Annotated in this window: 22 protein-coding genes and 1 pseudogene; 6 read left to right on the plus strand and 17 right to left on the minus strand. The window is 43.0% G+C overall.

The genetic code is table 11. The features are described 5' to 3' along the window. From GQS54_RS21760 to GQS54_RS21775, 4 genes are all read right to left on the minus strand, one after another. A partial coding sequence (locus GQS54_RS21760; protein WP_166426023.1) for a class I adenylate-forming enzyme family protein occupies window positions 1-1,205 on the minus strand: 1,205 nt, incomplete at its 3' end. Window positions 1,206-1,387: 182 nt separating this feature from the next. After that, window positions 1,388-2,305, minus strand: coding sequence for a hypothetical protein (locus GQS54_RS21765; protein ID WP_166426024.1), 918 nt, complete (start codon window positions 2,303-2,305; stop codon window positions 1,388-1,390). Window positions 2,306-2,356: 51 nt separating this feature from the next. Continuing rightward, complete coding sequence (locus GQS54_RS21770; RefSeq protein WP_166426025.1) at window positions 2,357-3,427, minus strand: oxidoreductase family protein; 1,071 nt, start codon at window positions 3,425-3,427, stop codon at window positions 2,357-2,359. A 108-nt stretch (window positions 3,428-3,535) separates the two neighbouring features. Further along, window positions 3,536-4,309, minus strand: coding sequence for an SDR family oxidoreductase (locus GQS54_RS21775; RefSeq protein ID WP_166426026.1), 774 nt, complete (start codon window positions 4,307-4,309; stop codon window positions 3,536-3,538). 267 nt (window positions 4,310-4,576) lie between these two features. Between GQS54_RS21775 and GQS54_RS21780 the strand changes: the two genes are divergently transcribed. The 3 genes from GQS54_RS21780 (at window position 4,577) to GQS54_RS21790 (ending at window position 11,228) form a co-directional block, all read left to right on the plus strand. Next, window positions 4,577-6,970 (plus strand): TonB-dependent receptor, encoded by a 2,394-nt coding sequence (locus GQS54_RS21780; protein ID WP_166426027.1) that lies wholly within the window; start codon window positions 4,577-4,579, stop codon window positions 6,968-6,970. A 245-nt stretch (window positions 6,971-7,215) separates the two neighbouring features. Then, window positions 7,216-8,331, plus strand: a complete 1,116-nt coding sequence (locus GQS54_RS21785) for a hypothetical protein (protein WP_166426028.1) — start codon at window positions 7,216-7,218, stop codon at window positions 8,329-8,331. 467 nt (window positions 8,332-8,798) lie between these two features. Beyond that, on the plus strand, window positions 8,799-11,228 hold the full coding sequence (locus tag GQS54_RS21790) for a TonB-dependent receptor (RefSeq protein ID WP_166426029.1): 2,430 nt from the start codon (window positions 8,799-8,801) through the stop codon (window positions 11,226-11,228). 717 nt (window positions 11,229-11,945) lie between these two features. Here GQS54_RS21790 and GQS54_RS21795 read toward each other — a convergent pair. From GQS54_RS21795 to GQS54_RS21805, 3 genes are all read right to left on the minus strand, one after another. Next, the gene (locus GQS54_RS21795) at window positions 11,946-13,166 is read right to left on the minus strand and encodes an MFS transporter (RefSeq protein ID WP_166426030.1); all 1,221 of its coding nucleotides are present in this window, start codon (window positions 13,164-13,166) and stop codon (window positions 11,946-11,948) included. Between the two features lie 138 nt (window positions 13,167-13,304). Beyond that, on the minus strand, window positions 13,305-15,017 hold the full coding sequence (locus GQS54_RS21800) for an FAD-dependent oxidoreductase (RefSeq protein ID WP_166426031.1): 1,713 nt from the start codon (window positions 15,015-15,017) through the stop codon (window positions 13,305-13,307). 180 nt (window positions 15,018-15,197) lie between these two features. Further along, on the minus strand, window positions 15,198-16,055 hold the full coding sequence (locus GQS54_RS21805; RefSeq protein ID WP_166426032.1) for an SDR family oxidoreductase: 858 nt from the start codon (window positions 16,053-16,055) through the stop codon (window positions 15,198-15,200). A gap of 330 nt (window positions 16,056-16,385) precedes the next feature. On the opposite strand from GQS54_RS21805, the gene GQS54_RS21815 reads away from it, so the two are divergent. Continuing rightward, complete coding sequence (locus GQS54_RS21815) at window positions 16,386-17,582, plus strand: FAD-dependent monooxygenase (protein WP_166426033.1); 1,197 nt, start codon at window positions 16,386-16,388, stop codon at window positions 17,580-17,582. A gap of 111 nt (window positions 17,583-17,693) precedes the next feature. Beyond that, a complete protein-coding gene (locus GQS54_RS21820) occupies window positions 17,694-17,879 on the plus strand; it encodes a hypothetical protein (RefSeq protein ID WP_166426034.1) in 186 nt (61 codons plus the stop codon). A 98-nt stretch (window positions 17,880-17,977) separates the two neighbouring features. On the opposite strand, the gene GQS54_RS21825 is transcribed toward GQS54_RS21820, so the two are convergent. Genes GQS54_RS21825 through GQS54_RS21860 form a run of 8 tightly spaced genes read right to left on the minus strand, consistent with a single transcriptional unit; the run spans window position 17,978 to window position 24,942 of the window. Further along, complete coding sequence (locus GQS54_RS21825) at window positions 17,978-18,664, minus strand: DsbA family oxidoreductase (RefSeq protein ID WP_166426035.1); 687 nt, start codon at window positions 18,662-18,664, stop codon at window positions 17,978-17,980. Window positions 18,665-18,692: 28 nt separating this feature from the next. Then, window positions 18,693-19,472: an SDR family oxidoreductase gene (locus GQS54_RS21830; RefSeq protein WP_166426036.1), complete on the minus strand. Its 780-nt coding sequence runs from the start codon at window positions 19,470-19,472 to the stop codon at window positions 18,693-18,695. Window positions 19,473-19,504: 32 nt separating this feature from the next. Then, window positions 19,505-20,347 carry a fumarylacetoacetate hydrolase family protein gene (locus tag GQS54_RS21835; protein WP_166426037.1) on the minus strand — a complete coding sequence of 281 codons (843 nt, stop codon included), beginning with the start codon at window positions 20,345-20,347 and terminating at the stop codon, window positions 19,505-19,507. A gap of 4 nt (window positions 20,348-20,351) precedes the next feature. Further along, entirely contained in the window at window positions 20,352-21,200 is an 849-nt protein-coding gene (locus GQS54_RS21840; protein ID WP_166426038.1) for an alpha/beta hydrolase, read from the minus strand. 55 nt (window positions 21,201-21,255) lie between these two features. Further along, window positions 21,256-22,413, minus strand: coding sequence for a CaiB/BaiF CoA-transferase family protein (locus GQS54_RS21845; RefSeq protein WP_166426039.1), 1,158 nt, complete (start codon window positions 22,411-22,413; stop codon window positions 21,256-21,258). Next, window positions 22,413-22,913 (minus strand): MaoC family dehydratase, encoded by a 501-nt coding sequence (locus GQS54_RS21850; RefSeq protein ID WP_166426040.1) that lies wholly within the window; start codon window positions 22,911-22,913, stop codon window positions 22,413-22,415. The genes GQS54_RS21845 and GQS54_RS21850 overlap by 1 nt, the downstream gene beginning before the upstream one ends. A 2-nt stretch (window positions 22,914-22,915) precedes the next feature. After that, window positions 22,916-23,797 carry a CoA ester lyase gene (locus GQS54_RS21855; RefSeq protein WP_166426041.1) on the minus strand — a complete coding sequence of 294 codons (882 nt, stop codon included), beginning with the start codon at window positions 23,795-23,797 and terminating at the stop codon, window positions 22,916-22,918. Between the two features lie 29 nt (window positions 23,798-23,826). Then, the gene (locus GQS54_RS21860) at window positions 23,827-24,942 is read right to left on the minus strand and encodes a homogentisate 1,2-dioxygenase (RefSeq protein ID WP_166426042.1); all 1,116 of its coding nucleotides are present in this window, start codon (window positions 24,940-24,942) and stop codon (window positions 23,827-23,829) included. Between the two features lie 318 nt (window positions 24,943-25,260). On the opposite strand from GQS54_RS21860, the gene GQS54_RS21865 reads away from it, so the two are divergent. Continuing rightward, on the plus strand, window positions 25,261-25,779 hold the full coding sequence (locus tag GQS54_RS21865) for a nuclear transport factor 2 family protein (protein WP_166426043.1): 519 nt from the start codon (window positions 25,261-25,263) through the stop codon (window positions 25,777-25,779). Window positions 25,780-25,830: 51 nt separating this feature from the next. On the opposite strand, the gene GQS54_RS21870 is transcribed toward GQS54_RS21865, so the two are convergent. Further along, window positions 25,831-26,478 carry a TetR/AcrR family transcriptional regulator gene (locus tag GQS54_RS21870; protein WP_205967881.1) on the minus strand — a complete coding sequence of 216 codons (648 nt, stop codon included), beginning with the start codon at window positions 26,476-26,478 and terminating at the stop codon, window positions 25,831-25,833. A gap of 209 nt (window positions 26,479-26,687) precedes the next feature. After that, window positions 26,688-26,898, minus strand: a pseudogene (locus GQS54_RS21875) (4-coumarate--CoA ligase); the annotation flags it as partial.

The following is a 26,898-nucleotide window of genomic DNA, read 5'->3' on the forward strand; positions in this document are numbered from 1 at the left end:
TTTACAATAATTTCGCCCTCCTCACCAAACGGCAACACTTTTGTACCTGTTTCCAAGTCAACAATCTTTACGTCAACACCCGGTAAGGGAATACCTACAGTCGTTGGCTTTGAACGCTGAGGTGGATTACACACGTAATTCGGCGATGTTTCTGTCATGCCAAAAAAATCGGCTAGCTTGTTCTTACCAAGCCAACCTTCTACTTTTTGTCGATCATTACCAGTCAGTGGAGCAGCGCCTGATATCGCTAACTTCAGCTTGGAAAAGTCCACATCTTTGGCTTTCGGATGACTTAACAGCATTTGATAAAGAGTGGGAACGGCACCAATACTTGTAGGGGGGTTGGCAATCATCTGGTCAATTAAGTAATCAATGTTTCGAGGATCAGGAACCAATATAACCATACCACCAAACCGAAGTACTGCCATAACACCAGCGGCACCGGCAATATGAAACATTGGAAATGGCGACACGGAGACATCTACACCCGCTTCCATAGAGCCATAAATAAACGAATTGTCTGCGACCCAGGACAAACCTCCGAATGTCAACATAGCGCCCTTGGGCTTACCTGTTGTACCGCCTGTATATTGTAGTAGCGCAACGTCATCAGCAGCCACTTCGACCTGCTCAAAATTAGCATCTGCACCGTCGACTAAACTTGCATAATGGTAAGCCTGAAGCCCCTCGATTTTTGGTGCTTCAGCATTTTCAGGAGTCTTAATAGAATCCATTGCACCGGTAACAATAACCCGATTGAGGGTACCTTGGACCTGCGCTGATACTGCCTGAATAAGTGGCACGAATGCATCTAGAGCAATCAAAGTACTTATATTGGCATCTTTAATTTGAAATACCAGTTCAGGAGGCGCTAGCAAAGGCGATACATTTGAGACAGTGACACCCATTCTTGCCGCTGCCAACATCGCAACAGCATACTGGGGAATATTTGGCATTTGTATGCCGATTACATCTCCCCTAGACACCCCCAATGCAGTTAATGCATTGGCAAGTTTATTCACCTGAGCATCAAGCTGTGCAAAGCTAGTTTTTTGGCCTAAATAGCTAATGGCAGGGCTGTTTGGAAGCTCAATAGCGTGACGACTGGTATGACCCGAAAACGTGATTATCTTTGGCTTTGTTTCCTCGATCCCTGCTTCATCATAGATAAACTGCCAAGGTTTGCTCTGACCTGGTAAATTCATGTAATTACTCCAAAAAAATTTAGTGATTTTCAATCGTAATGCTGACTACGGTTTGAATAAGTAAGCACCAAAGTTTTTTCAAATATGGTACTAATGTAATAAATAGTATACCCAATATTAAACTTGTAATACAAAGATACAATTCAATTATTTTGGCTACACAACCTCAAATAATTCCTGATTCAAATATTAAGCATATGCTCATCTATACCTAAACCGGTTTCACCCGTCGACTCATTGGTAAATTCCGAAAAATTCTCATAACACATAGTTGTTCTTGCTTTATTCATCGGAATAACAACACTTGTAAACCGTCTCGCTGTAAAATCAGTTTTCGCGCCATCCTCATCTGTAATCGTATACTTGGCTATTTCAGGCTCTCCCTTGTCATCGTTAATTACCTCGTTCACCTCGACCGTTACTATCGTTTTGTTACCATTAACTGTGGAGATAAATCCATTTTCCATGACACCCAACTTATGACTAACAGTTCGGGTAAAATTCAACGTGGCACTCTCGAATTGGATCGCAATCCAATTCCAGCCAACAATGCCGGACTCATCACGGTAACCCCATGAGTGATCTCTATGGGCAAGGCAGTTAATCTCAATGTTTTTTCCAGCAAACTTGACTTTCCCATTGAGATGAAGTCCCTGCTCATAATGCTCGATAGACATATTCACATCAGTCTCAGCGTCAGGCGCGGTATGAGGCGTATACTGATACACGTCGAAACGGCGCGTATAATTCAAATCCAACTTTGTCGTGTCCTTTTCAAAAGTAATACGGTGCTTTTTATGGGGCTCTATAATTTCAAGGGTCAAGCAACCATCGGTTAGTACCACGCCTTCTTTAAAGGCCGAGCGGTCAGTCGCAGGCCATGCAATATTATTGGTATAACGCAAGCGTTCGCCACCCACGCGCCCCTGTAAGTTAAATATAGCTCTACCCGTATCTCGACGGATCGAGAAATGGATAATGCCAACAGCATCTGCCTCACGATCAATAAAATTAAAATAATAATTCTCTTTCCATTTAGACTCAGTTTGTCTTGGGTAACCCAAATGAAGGTATTCGTCATGATCGGTTAAAGTATTCATTTCTCAGCTCTCACTAATGTTAATTATTGGTGTCGGTTGTTATGTTTAGTTTTAATAACGTTCCAAAATTTTATGCTCATCAACAAAACCCCAATAGCGGGATACAACAAAAAATATTTGACGTTTATAAGCATCAGGAAGGTAGGTAGCGCCAATGCCGTAAGTGGTTGCCAGCACCATCATTACCGCATACAAAGAGCCATATTCGTAATCTTCAATACAATCGTCAAAGCTGTAATCCTCGACACCATTGGCAAGCAACGTATCGTAATAAACCTGCAACAACTCGGTTTCATGAGCTTTGCGTGTTTCAGGATCTAGCGTGTTGGCGATAAGATAAAAAGTATCAAGACCGGGGCGGCCCAGCTGCAAGGTCTGCCAATCAATGGCGATTGACTGATCGTCTGCAGTGTACATAACATTAGTCATACGGTAGTCACAGTGTGCCAAGCAAAACCGCTTGCCCATGTCACCTAACCAGCGCTCAGCCTTAGCCATGAAGCCATCACCAACCGTCTCAAAATTACTACGCACACGGTCATCGGCAGACGCCTTCAAAACCTCCCATCCTTTTGTGATTATGGGTTTAATAAGTTCAAAATGCCCAGGGGCAGCGCTGTCTACTATCCAATCGTACTCTTTTAGCTTTTCGTCATTCCATGTGTCGGCATGAAGCAAAGCGAGCTGAATAATCGATGCTTGCAGTTTTTCGAGGCTACAGTCTTTAGGTAAGCATATGGTAGCGGGATTTAAGTCTTCTAGTAACAAAGTGAAATCGGAAGTCTCGGGGTCTATTTGTGCGAAGTAACACTTAGGGACATTCATACTCAATGTAGGTGCGATGTACTTATAGAAGTTAACTTCTTTCAGGTAGGAGTCCATCTCCTGCCCTGACTTTCTACTATCAGGATTACTCGAAGGCGCTTTTGCTACCAAAGAAGCGGGTTCGCTTCCTGTAGCATTGGCATACTCAAGCTTTATAAGATATGAATTCGCCATCATACCACCACTGATTACTGATGTTTCTATAGCGGATACAGATACGTCTGAACTTATGGTGTTTGTCGATCTCAGGGCTTCGGTTAACCATTCGGCGTTAATATAACTGTGCTCGGTATTCATTTACTTATTCTCGTATAAAAATATTATTATATGTCCTGGCGCTTTCATCTTAGTAAGGCAACTACTTGATACCCAAACAAAAAAAGCACTATGCCAACCAAAGGAAATTTAAATTTCTCTCCCCCCACTTACCTTGAGGTCATACCCAGTGGTGAAAGCAGCTCGATCGTCAGCCAAATAAAGCACCCCAAAAACCACATCTTCAACACACCCAATTCTACCTATCGGGTGACGTGCGATAGATTCGCGATGAATATCTTCAGGTTTAATACCAAGAAGGGTAGATACAGTCTTATTAGTTTCAGCCACCATAGGCGTATCAATCGTTGCTGGGTGCACTGAGTTTACTCGAATATGCTGCCCCAACTTAGCGAATTCCTGGGCAGCGCTTTTTGTAAACGATGTTAAGGCTGCCTTACTAGCAGCATAGGTTGAAGAAAAAGGAACACCACCATAAGAAGCCATCGACGATATATTAATAACACAAGCCCAAGGGGCATCTGCATCCCGCTTAAGTAAAAGAGGCGCACACGCTTGAATACCGCGATAAGCACCTCCCAAATTAACGTCCATCGCTTTTGAAACCGTCTCCCAAGGAGTATTTGCGATAAGGCCAAAGTCTATGCGACCAGCACAATTCACCAAGATGTCAAGCGTCTCATCAGCAGCAGCAATAGACTCGACAAGCGCTTCCCAGCCAGCACTATCCGTTATGTCAAGATGGCGGAATTCAATATTTTTATCGCTACTCAAGCCCTCTGGTGCATTGTGAATATCCACAGCCCACACCTTTGCTCCCGCTTCAGCAAACGCTTTTGTAACCGCCAATCCAATTCCGCTGGCAGCCCCTGTTACTAATACAATCTTCTTTTCGAAATTCATGCTATTCCTTTTAAATAAAAAAACCTACAGTCTATGCACCAGTGCAATAACCACCAAAAGACCACAAACCTAAATTGCACCAGTGCATAATCCACGCTAATTTACATAAACATTACACTTGACTCAAGCTTTTTAACAAGCAAAAATACACTAGTGCAATGTATAACAATAACAATAACAATAATTTTAATTAACTAATTGCCCTCCTTATTAATATAAGGTTAAACACACTCGCACTAGCAACAGACAATTCGAGGAATGACACATATGAATTTACCAAGAAAAAAGAACCTAATCACCATCTCCATACTATCCGGGCTAGCACTGTATGCTCCCTTTTATGCTAGTGCGGAATCGCCGGAAGCAGTAAAGCCTTCACTTGAAGTGATTACTGTCACAGCCCAAAAACGCTTACAGACCTTAGGTGAAACGCCTCTTTCTATACAAGCATTTAACGGTGACGTTATGGACAGTCTAAATATTGTTGAAATGCAAGATCTAACGAGTCGTTTGACCAATGTAAATTTCTCAAATAGCTCAGGTCCTAGCTTTATAACCATCAGGGGACTCGGTACGGGCTCAAATACTTCGGCCGAACAATCTGTCGGCATGTTTGTTGACGGTATTTACGTAAGCCGCGGCTATCAATTTAATGCTCCCTTCCTTGATATAGAGCGTGTTGAAGTACTCAAAGGCCCCCAAGGAATTCTTGCAGGTAAAAACTCTGTCGCTGGGGCGGTTGTCATTCATAGCCGCCGACCAACAGACGACACTGAAGGGTATTTTCGCGCCAGCTACGACTTTGAAAATGAAGGCCATGCCTTAGAAGGCGCCATATCAGGAGCGTTAACAGACACTGTTTTCGCTCGTTTAACTGCGATGAATAACTTCGAAGGCGGCTGGATAGACACTAACTCACGCATAGCCTCAGACGGCGTGACCATGCTTGAAGGAGACAACAACCAAAACACCAACAAAGTGCAAGCACTGCGTTTAGGCTTAGTATGGGAAGCAACTGACGATCTGTCTTTTTTTGGAAAACTGGAAACGTCTAAAAGGAGAACGGAAGGTACACATTTTGGTGTGGTCGGCGTACAAGATGGGGTTGACGGGCAAACAGCACTGGCTACTTTCAGTTTTCTCGATCCAAACTTTGGTTATATTAGCGATGGCGTAGCATCAAATGCATATGGGATAAGATATGACGAAGATTCAAATACTTTTGATATAAGTAACGAAGAGCAATATATTGCCATTGAAGCTCAGTCGGCGACCCTTCAATTTGATTGGGAACTGGGAGACATAGGCACACTAACAGGTATTTCAGGCTACTCGACTTTCGAAAGCGAGGAGTTCATATCACAAGCAATGTCTCCAATTGAATGGCTCACCTTCGAGGGGGATAAAGGAGCAGGAGGTGATCAACTTGATCAGTACACACAAGAAATCCGCCTTGTTTCACCCGGCGACGAGACAATCGACTATGTGGTAGGCTTATTTTATATGGATCGTACTATTGAACAGAATGGCTATCGTCAGAACTTTAGACTGTCCTCTTTGGGTTACCCAGCGTTTGCAGATTTCTCCAGTGAAAGAACGTATAAAGAACAAACAACCTCCCTTTCCGGTTTTGCCCAGATCACTTGGAATATAACAGATACACTAAGAGCAAACGTTGGTGCACGTTATACTGATGAAACCAAAGAAAGACTCAAGCATTCAATTCAGCCAACATTCATAGTTAATATTCCTCCCGCTAATCAGGCTATGCTTGATGTTTTTGGAATAGTTCCATTTACCACTGAGGATATAGACCAAAATAAAGTCGATGAAAAAAGCGTTGATCCAAGCGTTTCACTTCAATGGGATATAGATAGCAACAACATGCTATACGCGTCATTAACTTCAGCAACAAAAGCAGGTGGTTTTAATTCAACTTCAAATAAATTAGACGGGTCTATATTTGATTCCGAAACATCAGATAGTTTTGAGGTTGGTTTAAAGTCTTTTTTAATGGATGGCCGAGTAAACATCAATGTAGCCGTTTTCCATTCCAAGTTTGACGACCTACAAGTGAGCGCATTGGATCCCAATACAAACACCCTTACATTCCTAAATGCAGCGAAAGCTACTTCAGAAGGTATTGAAACCGATTTACGTTTCGCAGCCACTGATTACTTAGAAATAGGCGGTGCTATTGCTTATCTTAATGCAGTCTATGATGACTACCCAGGTGCAAGTTGTTCTGCTGGCGAATCTATTGAAGCCGACTGTGATCCAATAACTTTCACAAGAAACGCTGCAGGCGATTCACTACGCTTCTCTCCTGAAGTCACAGGAAACTTATACGCCGACTACCGCTGGAGTCTGGACAACGGAATGCAAATGGCCTTAAGAGGTGATATAACCTACAGCGGCGAGTATTTCTTTACCTCTCAAAATGATCCCTATGGCGTTCAGGATTCATTTGCAAAAGCAAACCTAATGTTAGAAATAAAGAGCGAAGACGATAGCTGGCTTGTATCTATTGTTGGTAAAAATCTGACGGATAAAATCTCGAGCAATTTTGGTGGTGCAACCCCACTAGTAACAGGTGCGTACTGGGCGAATAGCAGTAAACCAAGACAGATTTTTATTAATGCTCAGTATAATTTCTTTTAGAAAAAAAATGAGATAGAAATAAACCTCTATAAATATTAGCGCGTTTTGCCAAGTAAACTGGTAGAACGCTCTATCATAAATACCCTAAGATATATCAATCAGTTTTCTAACTGTTTTAATATTTAGAGCTCAAGGTTTAAGAAACCTTAGTGCAATTAATGAAATAACATTGTTGCTCAACTGCAATAACAAGTCATATTTAGATATATTATGGCTCTTTTTTTTCTACTAAAACTGGAAATATAATGTCCAAAAAATCACCTAAGAATCATGAAATAGCATTATTAAACGATTCTTTATCAAAATATGAAGAATTGGGAATTAAAGAAAAATCGACTCAAATATGGGAAGACGGTATTAGAACAGATGGTAAAGCTGGCACCTACGAGTGGTGGTATACCGATATGGAATTAAACGATGGTATTACTATTGTTGTCGTATTCTATACAAAAGATCACTTTGATCTAAAAGGTCCCGCAAGGCCGACAGCGGAACTCACCCTCACCTATCCCGACGGGACTAAAATCACCCAAACTGTAACTGAGCCTAAGGGAACCGTTATTAATTCCTCAAAAGATAAGGCTGATGTAAAAGTTGGGGACTGTTATCTAAAGTATGTAGAGGGAAATTATGAACTCTACTTCAATGACGGCACAATAGAGTTTTCTGCATTTATGGAATCAGCACTTCCCATGTGGCGGCCAGATACAGGGCATTGGTATTTCGGTGATAAACAAGAAGACTTTTTTGCTTGGATTGTGGCTCAGCCTTCATCAAACATCACTGCAACCCTAACAATGGATGGCGTTGCCAAAGATCTTAAGGGTACTGGCTATCACGACCATAATTGGGGAAATATCCCAATGAATAAAGTCATTAACCATTGGTACTGGGGACGCGCTAAAGTAGGTGAATACAGCATAATAGCCTCCGATATCATCACAGAAAAGAAAACAGGATACACGCGACTTCCCGTCATTATGATCGCAAAAAATGGGGTGATCCTAGAAGATAATCAGAAACTAACCACCGTTATTAGAAAAGATACAATAGAACATCCGATAACCGGCAAGTTTTACGATAATAGTATTACTTGGGTTCAAAAATCACAAGACGGTACAGTTTATAAAGTCGAAATGAAACGCCATAAAGACATCGTTTCAGCTAGCCTTCTCGACATAATCTCGCCTTTTAAAAGAACAATAGCAAAAATAATTGGTATGAACCCAACCTACACAAGAACCTTAGGTGAAGTCATTCTTACCATTGAAAAAGATGGGGAGTATCAACAATTTATACAAGAAGGTCTATGGGAACAAATGTTTTTCGGTAAAAACAAAGACGCTCATATCTGGAATTAACTTTGACAGTGTATTCATGCCAAAGGTAATGGCATGAATACACATTAAAAAAACGTCATCATGATCTGTACTCTTTCATCAGAATATCTTCCACAACGCGCTGAAATACAAACTCATATTAGAAAATAGCCCCAGATAACTCCACCTAATATACCAAAATCACAAAAATAATCACTAGAGTTTCTCGATCAGACATGCTCATCCTGCTGTGTAACTTACATTAAATAAAGTTAGTTTTTGCTTAGTAAATCTAGCGGTGAGGAAGACACCTAACAGCTTTATGTAATTTTCAAATTGACATCCACGAACTTTTTGGCAACAATGCATTTACATAATTACACTAATGCAATACCGTAAATACACTAATGCATTTACACATCAATGCACTGGTGCAGCATATTGCTTATTTCAGTATTTAATAAAAAGTTAAAAGTAGAAGCCATCAAATAATAAAGAGAACTCACAAGATGAAACACAAGAACTTCAAAAAGAAAACAATAGCCATCGCAATTGGGATTACAACACTCAGCGGGGCAGCATATGCGGCAGAGTTTGAAGTGATCACTGTCACATCACAAAAGCGTATCCAAACATTAGCTGACGTACCTGTTTCGATGCAGGTTGCCACGGGTGAAATGCTAGACGAACTAAGTATTGTCGATTTTGGAGGGCTTGTTGAACGCTTGCCCAATGTGTACCTTGGCTCTTCGCCTAGCATAAGCTCAATCAGCATGCGCGGCGTTGGCTCCGGAACTGATAATGCAGCAGCAGAACAATCAGTAGGCATGTACGTCGATGGTGCATACTTGAGCCGAGGCTTCCAATTTAATGCACCCTTTACTGATGTTGAACGTGTTGAAGTTCTTAAAGGACCGCAAGGTGTTTTACAAGGTAAAAATAGTGTAGCTGGCGCCATAGTGATTACCACCCGTCGTCCTACAGACGACTTTGAAGCGAGAGTACGTACCGGTTACGAAATTGAAAATGGAGGCTATAACCTTGAAGGAATGGTCTCTGGGGGGATTTCAGATAACCTTTTTGCTCGCGTAGTGGTCCAGAACAATTTAGCGGGTGGCTGGCTTGACACCAACTCTAGACTTTCACAAGACGGGGTAATGCTGAATGGGAAAAAAGACCAAAACGAAGATGAGTTCTCTATTTTTCGCTTGAGTTTGGTCTGGGAGCCTACTGACGACCTAACGCTGTTCGGAAAAGTTGAAACAGGTGAACGTAAAGTAAGAGGAATATCATTTAGCGGCTTGAAAAACCAACCTGGAGCAACTTACGCCGGCGTACCGATCGACGCCTTCTTTTTAAGTAAAGATCCTAACTACGACACAATCGATAATGGCGTAGTATCCAACGGCTTTAACTTTACCTACAACCCAGATACCAACAAATTCGAGGCTGACAATAAACCTCTTGAAACAGCTGTTGATAGTGCTTCATTCACTGGTCAAATCGACTATGAAATAGAGCAAGGAACACTAACGGGTGTTACTTCCTACAGTGCGTTCGAACAATCGAGAGCTATGGCGACTACTATGGCCCCTACTGACTGGTTGTCCTTCCGTGACGAGAAGGGTGCTGGTGGCGAAGAATTCGACCAATTGACCCAAGAAATCCGTTTTGTTTCCGCTGATACTGGAGCTTTTACTTACATTGTTGGCGCTTTTTACATGGATCGTAATATCAAATATGATGGAGCCACGGCCTCAATCAACTTTAGTAATGGCAATCTCCCATTAACGCCACAAACAGCTTTTATTTATCAATTTTTTGATGCTCCCGGTGAGCGTTTTTTTGATGAAAATACTGAATCATATTCTGCATTTGGACAGCTTACTTGGAATATTAACGATGATGTTCGTATCAATGTGGGGGCTCGTTATACCGATGAAACTAAGGACGTAGATTACTCTTATCAACCCGGTGCTCAAGGCGCTAATCTAGTGGTTTTTGACCCCGATTTATACCCTGGACACCCCGACTATAACGCTATAGGTAAGAGCGTTTTCGGAGTTGAGTACTTTACAACAGCAGATCTCCCTCGCAGCAAAATTAGTAATAGTAGCTTAGATCCCAGTGTGTCTGTGCAATGGGACGTTAATCAGGACATTATGCTCTACGGTTCATATACTAAAGCGACTAAAGCAGGTGGTTTTAATTCATCAGCCAACAGTCCTGACATCACTAGTTTCGATTCCGAGAGGGCTACAGGCTATGAAATAGGTGTCAAAGGTAGTTTCCTTGAAGGCACTCTATTGGCAAATGTAGCTCTTTATAACACCTCATTCGACGACCTTCAGGTTTCTGCACTTGACAGCAATACCAATTCTTTTTTCTTCAAAAATGCTGCAGAAGCGACTACACAAGGACTAGAAGCGGATATTCGTTATGCAGTCACAGATAGTGTTGAAATTGGCGGCGCTCTGGCCTATCTCGATGCTACCTTCGATGATTTCCCGGGCGCGAGCTGTTCTGGTGGCATATCAACAGAAGCAAACTGTGATCCTGTCACTAGCACTAGAAATGCGAAAGGGGATAAGCTTAGGTTTAGTCCTGATTGGGCCGGCAACCTTTATGCGACCTATAAATATGACCTGTCTAACGGAATGAAACTCGACTTAAGAGGCGACTTAATCTATACCGATGACTATTTCTGGGGGAGTCAAAATGATGATTATATGGTTCAAGATGCTTTTACTAAAGTTGACGTCAGCGCAAACCTGACAAGTAAAAATGGCAATTGGAAAGTATCAATCATAGGGAAAAACCTGACTGATGAGACAACTGTCAGCTACGGGGGCGCAACACCTCAGGCTGTAGGCGCATATTATTCTAATGTTGACAAACCACGCCAGATATTCATAACAGCCGAATACAACTGGTTTTAAACTTCAGGATAAAACAAAGTAGGTGAAAACGCCTGAGTCTAAGCGTTTTCACCTCAAAATTCTAAACGCCATAATTATTTTTAACGTGATGACATTTTTTTGAACACTCATCTTGCTATTAAGCTTTTTCATTAAAGCTTACAACTTTCGTAGTGCTATACCCAAACCACCTCAAGATGCGAGTTTCACAGCGCTAGGAAAAATCATGATCAGGCGCATCTTTTTATTAATAGTTATTCAAGAGAGAAAGCACCAGCATTATCTATTAAGCTACATCCTTGTAGCGTCTTTAAAAACAGATGCAACAACGAACATGTTTTGCTCTAGCGTTCCCAAAGGGCTGATTTAGACTACGTTATGGAGTTGACTTTAAATCTGCACTTCACTAAGTGACGAGTGTTATTTTACGCCTATGAATTCTGAGAATAGCCTTCAGGACTAATAATATGCTTGCTGAAATCAAAAGTGCTGATGAAGATTGGGTTTTGTTTATTGCAGAGAATAACTTAGCCGACGAAAGAACGAATGGTGTCATTACGTCCATAATTTGCATTTCTAGTTGAAAATTGAAATAAATGGGTTGAGAAAGTAATAGTTGCCTCCTGTCATGCATGGAACAAAGTATTCACTTTGAACCATTCAAAGTTGGTTTGGTTAGGACTATATAATCCAAAAAAAACCAACCACTTATAGTTCGTCATGTTTTTTTAACTGTCGTTAACTTTTTTTTATTTTCAAACTGTTTGTTAAAGACCCTATCAATAGTGACGATACAAAGACACCCACGGCAGCAGCGATAAGCACGATGCCAAAATTGCCATATTTATCATAGGTGATGCCAAATAGCATAGGTCCGAATGCTGATGCGACATACATTAACGCAATCACCGAACCAAATATTTTAGCGTAATGTGCCCGCCCAAAAAGACGGCTTATCAAATAAGACAGTACATCAAACTCTACCCCTGTGCCAAAGCCAGCAAGTGCCATTGCCAATAGGGCTATGGACATGCTCAAGTCTTGCTGATTCAGTATAAAAAAAGCAACCGACAAAGACAGAATAAGCGTACAACCAATGATCCCTGGGTTGTGTTTATCCAATAAATAACCGCCAACAATGCGACCAATAACTACGAATACGCCGAAAGACGTGGCTGCCGTAACAACAAGGCCTGCGCTTGCACCTGCGCTTGCAAGAATGACGTCCATGTTAGTGATCAATCCGGAAACAGCAAATCCAATGGGCATATAGGCAATTGCAATAGTCCAAAAACGCCAGTCTTTTAATGCCTGTTTAAACGAGATGTTAATTGGTGCTGCAACCTCGTTTCCAATAAACTCATCAGATGTAGTATTTTTTTCTTCAGGATCCTTAAACCACATAAAAACCAAAGGAAAAACAACCACGAGAGGAATAACAGCTAATCCCACATAAGCACCACGCCATCCAAACTCAGCAATCAAGCCGACCGTAATAGGTTTTATTAAAGCTCCCCCCAAGCCTGTGCCAAGCAAGGTTAAACCAAGTGCTAGACCCAAACGTTTGTCAAACCACGAGGTAACCATTTTGGTCCAAGTAAGAGGTAAAGTACCGGCAAAGGCTAAGGAAGTAAGCGATGCCAAAATGTAATAATAAACAATATTATTTATTAGAAATGAATTAAGTACTAAGAAAATAGATGTCAGTACAACCGAGATAAGTGTTACCAACCGAGCACCAAATTTGTCGGATAGATAACCAGCAAGAGGTAAACTTAACACGATAGTAATGATACTGAACAAAGAAGCCAGTTGGATAGAACCATGTGACCAACCAAACTCTGCAGATAACTCAGGTGCAAGAGACCCTATAGCGTAAAGTAATATATTTGACCCGCTAAACGCTATACCTAACATAGCCGTTAACACAATCTTCCAACCTAATTTAAATTCTTTCATCTTAAAGTACTCAATTTATTGCACCTTAACGCCTTATAGTTATACATTATTGATCCTTTTGTTCAGTATCATAAAAAATAAAAGTTGATTACTACGCTGCCACATGTCGTTCTATGTCCGCAAATTATCTAATCAATTTCACTCTACATTAGCCAAGATATCCTTTGCCGCTAGGTAACCAAAAGTCAGCGCAGGCCCAATCGTAATACCACCACTGGGGTAGAACCCTGACATGATGGAGCTCATGTCATTGCCACAAGCATAGAGGCCCGCAATAGGGTTGCTATCGGTATCTAATACCCTAGCAGTGCTATCTGTAGTCAAACCAATAGCAGTGCCTATATCGCCAGGCCATAATTTAATCGCATAAAACGGTCCCTGCTTTATCTCACCCAAACAAGGGTTCGGTAAATGTGTTTCATCACCCTGATACCGATTATATTCACTGCTGCCTTTTCCAAAATCAGGATCATGTCCTTGGTCAGCATATTTGTTCATTTGTGCTACTGTTTTCTCCAACGCGTTTGCTGGGATTCCCAGCTTCTGGGCCAGCTCTGAAATACTGTCACCCTTAATCAGATAGCCAGCATCCAAAAGGTCCTTGTGTGCACCGGGACCCTGGCGAGCTAAACCCAATCCATATTTTTTTAAAAACGTCTGATCACAAATGAGAAATGCCGGGCCAATCGAATCACTTTTACTCGCTTTGTACATCCCTTGAACGAAAATATGATAAGAAGACGACTCATTAGTGAAACGGACTCCTGAGCTATCCACGGCAACAGAGCCCGGCTTCAAGCGATCGCCTAGTAAATGAGGGTACTTAACCTCTTCACCATTTTCTTTGTGTAATACTGACACAGGTACATAAAACGCGGCTTCTGATTGTTCTTTTGAAAGCAATCCCCCAACTTCAATACCCATGGTAATTCCACCACCGGTATTACTGTCAGGAGCCATGCTGATGTGTGTTTCAGGGGAACGTAAATATGACTTGCGCCACTCTGGGTTATGAGGCGCGCCTCCTGCTGCAAGAACGACACCACCACGAGCCCGAACATCTATCTTCTGATTGTCATATTGCTTACTATTAAGCTTAATGGAAACACCGCATACGCGACCGTTTTTCTTAATCAAAGAAGTCGCCTCAGCTCGATTCCATAACCGAATATCCATGTCTATTGCAGACTTCAATAACGAACCTATTAGCGCATTACCGTAGACTAAACGCGTGCCTCTAGAGTACTTTAATCGGTCCACAAAATAGCGACCAACCAATTTGAATATATGAGCAGTGGCCGACCAAGAACGGCCAAGTAACGCTGCCGCGTCGGCATCCTCCAGCGTTACCATCATTCCACCTAACGCCATAAATTGTGGTAACTGGGGTCTTAACGTTTCAAAATTTTCGCCGAGTAATCTGCCATCAAATACAGAAGTATCGAGTGTTCGTCCAGCAGACACTGAGCCTTTAAGTTCAGATTGATAGTCAGGCGCTACGTCGCGGACAATAAATTTTGCTAAAGTATGTTTTTCAAGAAAGTCCAAGGCTTCTGGCCCTGCGTTAAGAAATGCATCCACTTTATCTTGTTGCAGGTTATCCCCAATAAGTGATTTCAGATAAGTGATAACCTGCTCACGATCATCGGGTAACCCTGCTTTTTTTGCGTGTGTTGATTCAGGGATCCATAGGGCACCACCTGAAATAGCGGTCGTCCCACCAAAAAATTCAGACTTCTCCACAATAAGTACTTCTAAACCACCAATCGCTGCCGTTAAAGCTGCGGAAAATGCAGCTGCACCCGATCCAATAACAATGACATCGACTTCTTTTGTTAATGAGTTATTCAAATGCACCTCGTTACAATGGAAAGCATGGATATGCCTGTGGACAAAGAATATAACTAAGTAGTTATCAAGAAAGATTTTTAAATAATATCCATATCACTAACTACGCATTTACATAGTTAGTGATATGGATAATAAACCGAGTTAAGGAACCAATCACTTGCCTCTTTAACTCGGCATTCATTATTTTACGACATGTTGCATAAAGCTTGCAGACTGCTCAGGCGAAAGCCCATGAAGACCGGCCATACCATTGTGCGTAAGCCCACCATCAGGGAAAAAGTTAGTACCCGTAACCCACTTAGAATCATCAGACGCGAAGAATGCAACCACTGGCGCAATATCTTCAGGCTCGCCCATACGGCCAAGACTAAAGATCATATCTCTGACCTTTTTGGTAGTGCTCACTAATTGCTCAGCCTGTTCGTATGTGATCCCCTGACGCATCGCGTTAGATGCTATAATATGACGTCCTTCGACAGAACCAATTGCTAGGCTATTGAAGCGTATGTTGTCTTTGCCGTGCTCTACCGCCAAAGTCACCATAAGCGCCTGAAGTGCGCCTTTGGCTGCACTGTACGCAGCAATGTGTTTGATACCAACATTCGCGGTCATTGAAGAGCTAACCAATACCGAGCCACTTTGTTGTTTAATCATCGTTGGAAGCGCAGCACGAATCGGTAACCATTGTCCTGTTACTTCTAGTTCAAGACATTTGGTAAAAAATTCTTTGTCTTGATCAAGTGCTTCTGCAACCCAAACTTCTCCAGCGTTCGCCCAAACCGTATCGATGCGACCAAACTTTTCAACAGTTTTGGCCATAACTTCTTCACACTGTTCTTCCGAACGTGTATCAGATAACATTGTTAAAACTTCAGCTCCTGCAGCACGAGCACCCGCCGCAGATGCTTCTAAAGCATCTTCTCGGATGTCAGTCAAAACAAGTGTTGCGCCTTCTTCAGCACAACGTTTTGCAGCCGCTGTTGCAATAGAACCACCGCCACCAGTCATTACAATTACTTTTTTATCAAGTCGCTTCATAGTTCATTTATCCTGTTAGTTTTCATTAATAAATCATATATAGGTGAGGCTAAAAACACACGATTTAAATAATGCACTAGTGCAATATTTATGTCAACATCAGGTTAACAATTAATAATGACATAGGAATGTTTGCAGTAAAAAAGAAAACATGGACTTATAGTTTTGGGTGCTGATGCATGTAAAAATTATGCCTCTGAAATACAAGCTTTGCTGGAAGCAACATTAATGCTTAAGCCAACTAACAAATTAAGGCGATGGACTTACCATTGTCTCTTTGGTCTTGAAGACGGCGTCTTACACGTAGAAAATTGAACGGAGGTTCAGGCAATGATGAATGAAGAGAAGAAGCGTGACGTATTGATAGCTGGTGCCGGCATCGGCGGAGTGGCCGCGGCAATTGCTTTGGCCCAGGCCGGTCACAACGTCAAAATTTTCGAACAGGCTGCAGAGCTCGGCGAAATTGGGGCCGGTATGCACTTTACCCCGAATGCGACTAGGGTGCTGGGCGCGTTGGGAGTCCTAGAGGACTGCATATCGATCGGCGTGGTGCCCGATGAGATCCAGATGCGGATGTTCGACACAGATGAGGTGATTCTGGGAGGGCCCGCTTCACAACTCGAGGAACACTTCGGAAGTCCATATCTGGTGATTCACCGTGCGGATATTCACAACGTACTCTCGGCCAAGCTCTTGGAGGTGGCGCCAGATTCAGTCGTGCTGAACGCCCGGGTGGAGGGCTATTCCGAGGACGACAGCGGAGTCACGCTTCATCTCGCCGATGGCCGGGAGTTCACGGGCGATTTGCTGGTGGGCGCCGACGGCATCAAGTCGGCCGTTCGACGCTGCATGAACGGAGAGAACGAAGCACATTGGACAGGCGATGTTGCCTGGAGGTTGGTCGTACCGGTCTCGGATTTGCCGGCCGGTCTTGTGGAGCCCAACGTTCTTCTTTATTCGGGTCCTGGCGCTCACATCACGGTTTACCCACTGCGTGATGGTACGTTGGTAAACTTCTGTGGTCTCGTGCGCTCCGACCCGGAGTGGCGTACTGAGGACACTTGGATTGCTCAAGAACCCTGGGAGATGTTGAAGGCTGACTTTGCCGGCTGGAGTGATACGATTCAAGCCTTGGTCGATGTGGCAGACAGGGACGGCTGCACTCGCTGGGCGCTGTATGATCACTTACCAATCTCTAACTGGAGCAGCAACAGAGTGACTCTTCTCGGGGACTCGGCGCATGCCACCTTGCCGTACCTCGGTAACGGAGGTGGGATGGCGCTCGAAGATGCTATTGTTTTGACTCGCGCGCTAAGCCAGGAGGGCGAGATCCCTGAGGCTTTGCAGCTGTATCAGCGCAATCGTTTGGAGCGCACGGCGATGATTCGGAACGAATCGGCCGAGAACGGTCGCAAGCTTCACGACGCGACAAGCGCCGAGGAAGTCAGTGCGGGAGTCCTCAGCGCACATGGCGTTGATATGGGCTGGCTGCTCAGCTACGACGCGATGAAAGTCGAACTCTTGTGAACGGAAAGGTAAAAGGGGGTCTATCCTGCAGTCTAGTCCAAAAAAACAAACATAATTATTTCTATCTGGTAGAAATGGATAAATATTTTAAAGTTGAGGTACTGCTAAATAGTGACTTCTACAAGTGGCAATAACGATGTCACTTGTTCGAATCTATTGAGCAAGCGCAATGGCTCGCAACACAGTGGTTGTGATTATACAATAGCGATCGGCTACACTGTCTTGGCTGTTTGTGTGACCATCACGGATGGTGGAAATGCAGATATTGCAGGAGCAATATATCTGCCATCGGCCTAGCCTTACTCACTACTACGGGTTCATCTGCCACCTCACAGACATCTTTCAGTCTCTCGGGTTTGCCAGCTTCGCTGGGCAAACAAAAAGGAACTTCGAGCCTAGGGCTCAGTTCTACCATCCAGAATACCCTCTATAAAGCGCAGTAGTACGCCCTCGTCCAGAGCACCGTTAGTACTGAAACGTTCATTGACAAAAAAGGTTGGTACTGAACTGACACCCATTTCTATGTACTTGTATATATCGCCAGCAAGACCCTTTGCCACAGCATCATCCTCTAAGATACGGCGAGCTTGATCTGCACCCATACCGGCCTCACGAGCAATAGCTACTAGAGTTTCACGATCCGATATATTTTTCTGGTCAGTAAAATACGCTTTAAACAAAGCCAATTTTAGTGCCAACTGTTGCTCAGGATTCTCAGCAGCGTGCAGTAATTTATGCGCCTCAAAAGTGTTGTAAACCCGTGACTCGGGCCCAGCATTCAATTCTACTCCGTGCTCACGAGCAACCGTCTTGATGCGCTCGTGATAAACCGCGGCACCCTGGAGTGCAGCTTCTGAAGTACCGTATTTATCGATAATATGCTCTTTTACGCCTTTGCCTTCAGGGGGTAATTGGGGCATTAATTGAAAGGGCTTAAAATTCAGTTCTACCGAAAGCTCAGGGCGAGTTTTCTTTAATTGTGCCAATGCCTTTTCCAGCTTTTTGTAGCCAATAATGCACCACGGACAGACAATGTCTGACACCATATCAATGCGCAATACTGGCGCTGTTTCATTATTCATTATTACTTTGTTCCATAGGTTTGACGCTTTAGGCCATCATCCCGTTATCAAGCAGAAGGGCGTGACCATTAACAATGGAAGAGCTCTGTGAGAAAAGCCAAACAACGGCCTCTACCACATCTTCTGGAGTAGCTATCAGTCCTGGATTGGCTTCCATTATTGCAGAAATATCTGCGCCACCAGTGGTCCTCTGGAGTAATGGTGTATTCACTCCACCGGGACAGATAGCGTTGATACGAATATTATGTGCTTTGTACTCTTTAGCTGCAGTTTTTGTCAGGCCGATAACGCCATGTTTACTAGCACAGTAGGCAGCACCCGAGTTAACCGCAGAAGCCAAACCAGCGGTTGAGCTGGTATTGACAATCACACCGCCGCCATTTACCACCATGTGCTGTAGTTCATGTTTCATGCAACGCCATACAGCTGTGAGATTAATAGACAATATTCTGCCCCAATCTTCTTCTGCAAGCTCTGCCGCAGCAACACCCATTTTGCCTTCAACTCCGGCATTGTTGAACGCAAAGTCTAAAGCACCAAATTGCTTGACGGTTTCTGCAACCATGTTTTGCACATCATCACTTTTGGTCACATCGGTTTTGATGAAAATGGCTTCTCCGCCACTATTGTTCACCCTCAACACTAAGTTTTTGCCAGCAGTTTCGTTGATATCGACAATGGCGACTTTTGCACCGGCCATGGAGAAACGAATCGTTGCAGCCTCTCCAATGCCTGAGGCTCCACCTGTAATAAGAATAACTTTTCCAGTTGCCCAATCTTGACTGTTCTTTTTAATCTTCACATTCATTATTGATTGGCTCTTCTGCTATCAAAACTGCGCTATTCACTGTCTACAACCACTTGGGATTGTCTACCAAGTCCGTCAATCTTCAACGACATCTTGTCACCTGGTTTCATGTAAACCTTAGGCTCCATACCAAGTACTACTCCTTGAGGAGTACCAGTTACAATCAAATCTCCTGGCAGTAATGTCATAAATCGGCTAATAAACGCAATAATTTCAGGAACATTAAACAACATATCCTTGGTGTTTGCTTTTTGGCGCACATCACCATTAACCAATAACTCTAAGTCCAAGCTGCCAACATCATCAATCTCATCTGGCGTTACTAACCAAGGGCCACATGGGCCAAATGTATCGCAGCTTTTTCCTTTAACCCACTGCCCCGTGCCTTCCAACTGAAAAGCACGTTCAGAGACATCATTAAATATACAAAAGCCACCGATATGCTCTGCAGCTTTGTCAGCAGAAACGTTTTTGGCTGTTTTTCCAATAACAACACCTAACTCAATTTCATAATCAAGCTTCTCACCACCAATGGGCATCACAACATTGTCATTGGCACCACAAAGTGAACTGGTCGCTTTCATAAACAAAACGGGCTCTGCTGGCGCTTCCATGCCAGATTCCTTCGCATGATCATAATAGTTGAGTCCTACACAAATAATCTTGCCAACTGCCGCAATACAAGGGCCATAACGTTGTTCAGTTAACACGGGAAGTTGGCTTAAGTCGCAATTTTTAAATTGCGCTAAAGTCACGTCGCAAAATATATTCCCATCAACGTCTTTCACCATTGAACTGATATCGCGAATAATGTTATCGGTATCAATCACACCTGGTCGTTCAGCGCCAGGCAGGCCAACTCTTACAAACTTCATACGCTTATTTCACCTGTTCTCTAATCCACTTATCTACGATATTCAAATACTCTGCTGTATGATAAAGCATTAATTGATGCGAGCCGTCTTTGATAGCCACCAACTTTTTAGGACCACCGATTGCGTCATAACAAGCTTGCATATAGTCGGCAGAAGTAAACTTGTCTGCTTCGCCGTAAGCTAAGTGGACTGGCTTAGTGTTTTCGGCCGCTGAAATAGGCGGTTCATAATTCCAGTAGCTCACCATGCTGGCCATACCATAGCTCCACGCACGCAAGTCATCTTCTTGTTTTTTGGCCAAAATATCTGGATCATCTGACGCGTAGTTTTTGTTCCAGTCTACTACTTCTGCTAAATCTATCCGTTCACTATCACCCACCTGAGCAGCATATTGCTTAACGCCATCAGATCTCAGTTTTTTATGATGTGGATAGACAGGGTCGGTCTCTTTAGGTTCTACCTCAGTAAGAATAATGTTCATGCAAACAGCGCCACTGACAGCCTTGGAGAACGCCAAAGAATGGAACGCAGCAGCACTTCCTTGACTTGAGCCCAACACGTATACCGGTTTACCAAATTTTTTCTGCATTTCCTTGGCAGCTACATCAATATCTTCCAGCCATTCAACAAAACGCCAGTTGCCTTTTACATTATCTCGACAACGAGCTAAACCATGTCCTGGAAGATCTAAAGAAACGATATTGACACCACGCTTAGCCAGTGGCTCACAAAAAACATCATAAGTGCCGCCGTGGCCACCAATTCCGTGGACAATCAACAAGCTATAAGGCGCATCGCCAGTTGTCGCATACTCGTAACCATGCACTGGACCAACTTGAAAATCAGTTCTCATTTTACTCTCTCCCATATTGGAGCTATAAAGTTATTAAGACGTCGTCAAACGTAGTTCACTTCTTTTTAAGCACAGAATCCGTATGTTCGCCTAATTTTGGTAAGCTCCGTTTTTTATCGACCGGTGCTAAAGGAAAGCGCACAAGGGGTAAATTTCCATGCTCAGATTCTGTTTCGACGAACATCTTACGGGCCAATGCCTGAGGGTGTTTTATGACATCAGCCATAGTATTGACATCACCGTAAGGAATGCCGGCCTTATCAAGCTTCTTCTTCCAAACATCGCTGGGTTGTGAAGCCATCACCTTTTCCACAGCAGCTTCAGCTATTGCGCGATTTTCTCGTCGTGAAGCAATACTCGTCATGATGGGATCGGTAAGCCATTCAGGCTTGTCAATCACATCTTCACACAGGCGTTTCCAACTCTTATCATCAGCAACTACAAGTGACACATAACGTTCATCAGAAGCTAAATAAGGACCGTAAGGGACGATATATTGGTGGCGCATACCGGATAGCGGCGGCTCTGCACCGCTGTGCCATGCATGATGGGGGAAATAACCCAGCCACGTCAGCGCAGAGTCGAACATTGAGATATCAAGATAGGCGCCTTTGCCCGTCGTTTGCCGCTGATATAGCGACATCATAATCCCGGTGATTGCATTAGATCCTGCAATCAGATCTGTTATAGGTAAACCTACTTTTGCTGGTTGCTCGGGGTAACCATTGCTCAGCAATATTCCTGTCTCACCCTGCATCGTTAAATCGTAGGCTTTAACATCTCGATAGGGTCCGTCTTGACCATAACCGGACAAGCTGGCATATATAAGACGTGGTTGGTCAGGGAAATCATCAGGACCAACCCCCATACGAGCCGCCGCTCCAGGGCCTAAATTCTCGACAAAAATGTCAGCATCACCAATCAGCTTACGAAGTGTCTTACGACCTTCGTCACTTTTAAGGTCCAGTTCGACACTCTTTTTACCTGCATTAACCCAAACAAAACCGGTCGACAAGCCATGAACAGCAGAGTCCCAGCCCCTGACGACATCACCACTACCAACCCGCTCAATTTTAATAACTTCAGCACCCATCTCTGCCAAAACAAAGGTGCAATAAGGCATCGAAACGGCTTGCTCAAGAGCAACCACCGTTATGCCTTTAAGAGGCTGACCTAGCCCCTTTCGGCTGGATTTATCTTGAGCAGAGCTCATTATACTATTTCAGGAAAGATTGACGTAGCTGGCGCCGAACCTTTCTTCCATATCATGACCGAACGAGCGTAATCAATAACAATTTTTCCATGCTGATTCACGCCGCGAGTGCAAACTTTTACTACACCTTGAGTAGGTCGAGATTTACTCTCACGTACTTCAAGTACTTCGGTTTCAGCATAGATAGTATCGTCAGGGAAAACAGGATTAGGCAATTTAATATAATCCCATCCCAACGCAAAACCATGCTCGCTCACATCGATTACAGCTAAACCGGCAACCACAGATAAAGTCAACGCACTGTTTACCAGTGGCTTACCAAATTCGGTTTGCTTGGCATAATGCTCATTAAAATGAAGCTGATTAGTATTGTTCGTGATCATCGTAAATTGAATATTATCGGTTAGCGTAATAGTACGGCCCAAACGACTGCGGTAAATGTCTCCCACTTCGAAATCTTCAAAATAACGTCCAACCCAACCTTCTTTTATTTGACTCATAATTAACTCTCTCCAGCTTCTTCAAGGATACGCTGTGCACGCATTAAAATAGGTAAATCTACTAATTGTCCACCAAACGCGATTGACGCTTCGCCTTTCGCTTTACCTTCTTCAAAGGCAGCAACTAAACGTTTTGCGTAGTCAATATCTTCAGGTCGTGGGGAAAATATTTCATTGATCATGTTAACCTGAGCAGGGTTAAACGTAGACTTCGACGTAAAACCCAGACGACGCCCTTGCCAGATATCTTTTAAGCACCCTTCATCATTACTTAAGTCTGGAAAAACACCATCAATAGACAGAACACCCGCTGCTGCTGCTGCGACAACAATCACATTTCGTGGATGCAGCATTTCTGCTGCTTCTGCAACCCTGTTAGCACCAAGACCAACTTCAAGTGCGTAGTCTTCGCCACCAAAAATAAGACCGCAAACACGAGGATGTGCGGCAGCTATATTATGCGCGACTAATAAACTACGAGGACTTTCAATTGCCGCAACAACGCGTACAGTCCCAGGTGCCATGCCTGCTTCTTTTTCTCGCTTACTGATGGAATCTATACCAGCAAGAAGCTCATCAACACTATTGACCTTAGTCATGCAGACGCCTTCTAAACCAGGGCGTACCACGGCTTTAAGATCGTCTTCAAACCAAGCCGTTGTTTGCGCATTAAGTCGAACGAATCGACGTGGCCCAGCCCAAGGTTTATCAAGTGTCGCGGCAACCATTTTTCGTGCTTTTGGCTTTTCGTCCGGCAGAACGCCGTCTTCTAAGTCAAAAAAAGCTACGTCTAAAGGTAAGCTTTCTGTTTTATCTAAAAAGCGTTGTTTATTGCCTGGCACAAACATAAATGAACGTGCTTGTTGTAATTTTCTCTGAGACATCGTAGACCTCGTTATCCATTAAAATTTGATTATTTTGATTGCACGCCTTTAGCGAGCATCGCTAAAAATGCTTTAGATGGGGTTAGTCGATTAAATGGGTCGATACTTACCGCTTCAAAATCACGTGATAGTGGTGCACCTGCTGCCTCAACTTGTTTTCTGAATCCTTCGAACATAGCTCTATCTTGAGCAAGAGGACCATGAGTAACACCTTGAGGTAAATGCCAGAAAGCATTCGCTTCAACTCCCGCAAACAAGTTGCGGATCAATAAGACTTCCTCTGTATCCACATTGCGATGTCTACTTGGAAGTTCTTCGGCAGCTACATCTTTAACACCTGACATAGGACGAAATGCGACACACAAGAAACTTGCCGATTCAAAAATACACCATGATGAAGGTGCTATATGCATGCGTTCAGAGCTGATGGGGCGTATGTCATTTTCATTCAAACGAAATGGAAACAGATCCCCTTTCCAACCAATTAGGTCAAATGGAAGGTCTTCATAAAACCAAGAGGTGATTTCGTCTCCGTGTTTAAGCTTCAGTTCCCACTCATCTTGTTCCGGCCAGTCATATTGTGAAGCCTCTGGGATATCAAGTACGCCTGAATCAAACGGAGTATGACGACCCAACATGGTATGCTCAGCTATATTAATAGGCGCAATTGACTCAACCACCATGGCAAGAGTTTCTGTCGATGGAAGCTGGCGATAGCTGATACTTTTAGGTATATATATGTAATCGCCCTGAGCATATTTAAGCGGACCAAACTCAGTGGCTAGAACACCACTCCCATGCTGAATATATATCAAGGTATCTGCATCTACATTACGCAACAAGAAAGGCATATCAGTAGAGCGACGGCTTAACGATATACTGACCTCACTATTTGACAACATAAGCGTGGGGAGACCAGCGGGGTTACTTTCATCAGACTGTTCAAAATTCTTCAGTTCGACAAGTCTCAGCGTAAGAGATCCCTCAACGCGTTTTGGCGCAACTGCTGGCCGCTCATGATATATCATCGTAGCGGGACCAAAAAAAGCCTCTCGACTAATATGTTCTTCGTTCATTTCGCGAACACCTACACGTGCTTGACGCACAAAAGTTCCGCTAGATTTTTGAATCCAGGAATTTTTCATTTGGTTCTCCTAAGGTATAAATAGTATGCCTGACATGTAACCTACGTTATTGAAACCACCGACAAGTTCCATTTTCGAATCACTACCGATAATGAAAAAACTTACGTGATTCTATGCTTAATTCAGAATATGCACTAGTGCACTTATGATGTCAAGCCCTTACAATTTATGAGTTATTTCCTTTTAGGGGAATGCTATCTAGACAACAAGCTTCAACCTCTTTAAAAGCAACTATCGACGGGAAAAAACTTGACATAAATTATGCACCAGTGCAGTGTTGATATTAAAAATCACTGCTATTCAAATGAAAACCGCCTTATGAAGAAAATAAATAGTCAACGAGTACAAATGAGTGATTACGATGCTATCCGAAACCTCATTGCTAGCTACGGGCAATGTATTGACTCACGCCCCCGTGCCCCTGATTTTATTGCAAGTCTCTATATTGAAGACTGTTCTTTTACCGACAATGGTGTGACCTTAACCGGCCGAAAACAAATAAGGTCTTTATTAGATGCAGCTAAAACCATGGAAGCACAGCAGCCTGATGAATTGAGTGGCAACAGACATCTACAAATGAATTCTGTTATTAATATTGACGACGATAAGGCGCTAGCGACCACACAAGTAGTTGTTCTCGAACTTGGAGCAGAACAAGGTTGGAAGATCCGCGGTTGTGGTATGTATACGGATAATATTGAGCTAGATAGTGAAGGTGAATGGAAATTTAAATCTAAAGAAGTGACTTGGTTTACTAGTGCAGGGCCCGACCCTTTAAATCCAGCCCTTGGTGGTCTTTACAAAGATTTCTTCAATAAAATAAAATCAGAGGCATAGTCTGTTTTCAGAAGAAGTCATCCTAGCTGCAGTTAAGCGAATGATTTGAGATCAATCGATAATAATAGGATAGATTTCTTCCGCGACTTTGTTTGCTAATAACTCAGCTTTTCTAATTGACTTAATAATGGGTTGACCCTTTTTGAGTCCATTATTAAACCAGTCAATATTTGCCATACGAATAATCAATAACGTATGAGCGGCCATAACGGCGGCTCTTTCTGGTCTATTCTTACCTTTAAGTTTTTTCATCATAGCGGCCGCAAGTTTTCGCGACCACTCATCAGTCAGAGACAATTGACTTGCTTTAGTAAATCCATATGTATTTTGACGTATAAAGCGACGAATATTAACTGGGTTATCAAGAAAGTGTTCGTAAATATCTTCCGCTGCCATTAGCGCAGAAAGTACCGGGGGCTCATCTTCAGGTCGCTTATTAAAGGCATTTAGGTGATCTTCTAGTGAGGTACGAAAATCAAGTAATATAACATCGGCCTTACCCGTAAAATGATTGAAGAAAGTACGACGTGATACACCAGCTCTTTCTACAATTAAGTCGATTGTTGTTGCCTCATACCCCCCGTCAAACCCGCCGAGTTCTTCAAATAACTCATCAGCTGCAATGATCATTTTTTGACGGGCTTTTAATTTCCGTAAAGTAGTGCCATCAGGCTTAGTGTCAGTGTTAGATTGGATCATTTATATAATAGTCTTTTGGCGCAGGAGGTTTTAAACTTTAACCTCAACAATATTTTCATACTATAATATAGAAAACATGTTGATAATCAAATTTTAGCATTAGTGCAATATTTGCACGTAATTTCAAGCAACTTAATGTGTTGGCGCGATACTATTAAGCGAATGACCCATTGATATAATGGAAAAGACGTGGTTTCCAGAGTTACCTACTAACTTGCCATATCGCGCATGAGTTTCTTGTCTGCTTTACCTACCGCAGTAGCTGGAAGCGGGTCCACAAAAAACAGACGCTTTGGCACTTTGTAAGGCGACATATTCTCACGACAAAAAGCGATAATTTCTACCTCTAAAGCCGCCACATCTTTATCCGCATAAGCAGGGTTAAGCTGCACAAATAGGTTGACGACATCATTGCCAGGG

The organism is Paraglaciecola sp. 20A4, from assembly GCF_011378905.1.
In the GTDB taxonomy this organism is placed as follows: Bacteria; Pseudomonadota; Gammaproteobacteria; order Enterobacterales; family Alteromonadaceae; genus Paraglaciecola.

Excerpts from the sequence above, each read along its gene's own strand:
- GQS54_RS21765 (WP_166426024.1), bottom strand. The coding sequence starts at position 2,305 with ATGAATACTTTAACCGATCATGACGAATACCTTCATTTGGGTTACCCA.
- GQS54_RS21770 (WP_166426025.1), bottom strand. The coding sequence starts at position 3,427 with ATGAATACCGAGCACAGTTATATTAACGCCGAATGGTTAACCGAAGCC.
- GQS54_RS21775 (WP_166426026.1), bottom strand. The coding sequence starts at position 4,309 with ATGAATTTCGAAAAGAAGATTGTATTAGTAACAGGGGCTGCCAGCGGA.
- GQS54_RS21780 (WP_166426027.1), top strand. The coding sequence starts at position 4,577 with ATGAATTTACCAAGAAAAAAGAACCTAATCACCATCTCCATACTATCC.
- GQS54_RS21785 (WP_166426028.1), top strand. The coding sequence starts at position 7,216 with ATGTCCAAAAAATCACCTAAGAATCATGAAATAGCATTATTAAACGAT.
- GQS54_RS21790 (WP_166426029.1), top strand. The coding sequence starts at position 8,799 with ATGAAACACAAGAACTTCAAAAAGAAAACAATAGCCATCGCAATTGGG.
- GQS54_RS21795 (WP_166426030.1), bottom strand. The coding sequence starts at position 13,166 with ATGAAAGAATTTAAATTAGGTTGGAAGATTGTGTTAACGGCTATGTTA.
- GQS54_RS21805 (WP_166426032.1), bottom strand. The coding sequence starts at position 16,055 with ATGAAGCGACTTGATAAAAAAGTAATTGTAATGACTGGTGGCGGTGGT.
- GQS54_RS21815 (WP_166426033.1), top strand. The coding sequence starts at position 16,386 with ATGATGAATGAAGAGAAGAAGCGTGACGTATTGATAGCTGGTGCCGGC.
- GQS54_RS21825 (WP_166426035.1), bottom strand. The coding sequence starts at position 18,664 with ATGAATAATGAAACAGCGCCAGTATTGCGCATTGATATGGTGTCAGAC.
- GQS54_RS21830 (WP_166426036.1), bottom strand. The coding sequence starts at position 19,472 with ATGAATGTGAAGATTAAAAAGAACAGTCAAGATTGGGCAACTGGAAAA.
- GQS54_RS21835 (WP_166426037.1), bottom strand. The coding sequence starts at position 20,347 with ATGAAGTTTGTAAGAGTTGGCCTGCCTGGCGCTGAACGACCAGGTGTG.
- GQS54_RS21840 (WP_166426038.1), bottom strand. The coding sequence starts at position 21,200 with ATGAGAACTGATTTTCAAGTTGGTCCAGTGCATGGTTACGAGTATGCG.
- GQS54_RS21845 (WP_166426039.1), bottom strand. The coding sequence starts at position 22,413 with ATGAGCTCTGCTCAAGATAAATCCAGCCGAAAGGGGCTAGGTCAGCCT.
- GQS54_RS21850 (WP_166426040.1), bottom strand. The coding sequence starts at position 22,913 with ATGAGTCAAATAAAAGAAGGTTGGGTTGGACGTTATTTTGAAGATTTC.
- GQS54_RS21855 (WP_166426041.1), bottom strand. The coding sequence starts at position 23,797 with ATGTCTCAGAGAAAATTACAACAAGCACGTTCATTTATGTTTGTGCCA.
- GQS54_RS21860 (WP_166426042.1), bottom strand. The coding sequence starts at position 24,942 with ATGAAAAATTCCTGGATTCAAAAATCTAGCGGAACTTTTGTGCGTCAA.
- GQS54_RS21865 (WP_166426043.1), top strand. The coding sequence starts at position 25,261 with ATGAAGAAAATAAATAGTCAACGAGTACAAATGAGTGATTACGATGCT.
- GQS54_RS21870 (WP_205967881.1), bottom strand. The coding sequence starts at position 26,478 with ATGATCCAATCTAACACTGACACTAAGCCTGATGGCACTACTTTACGG.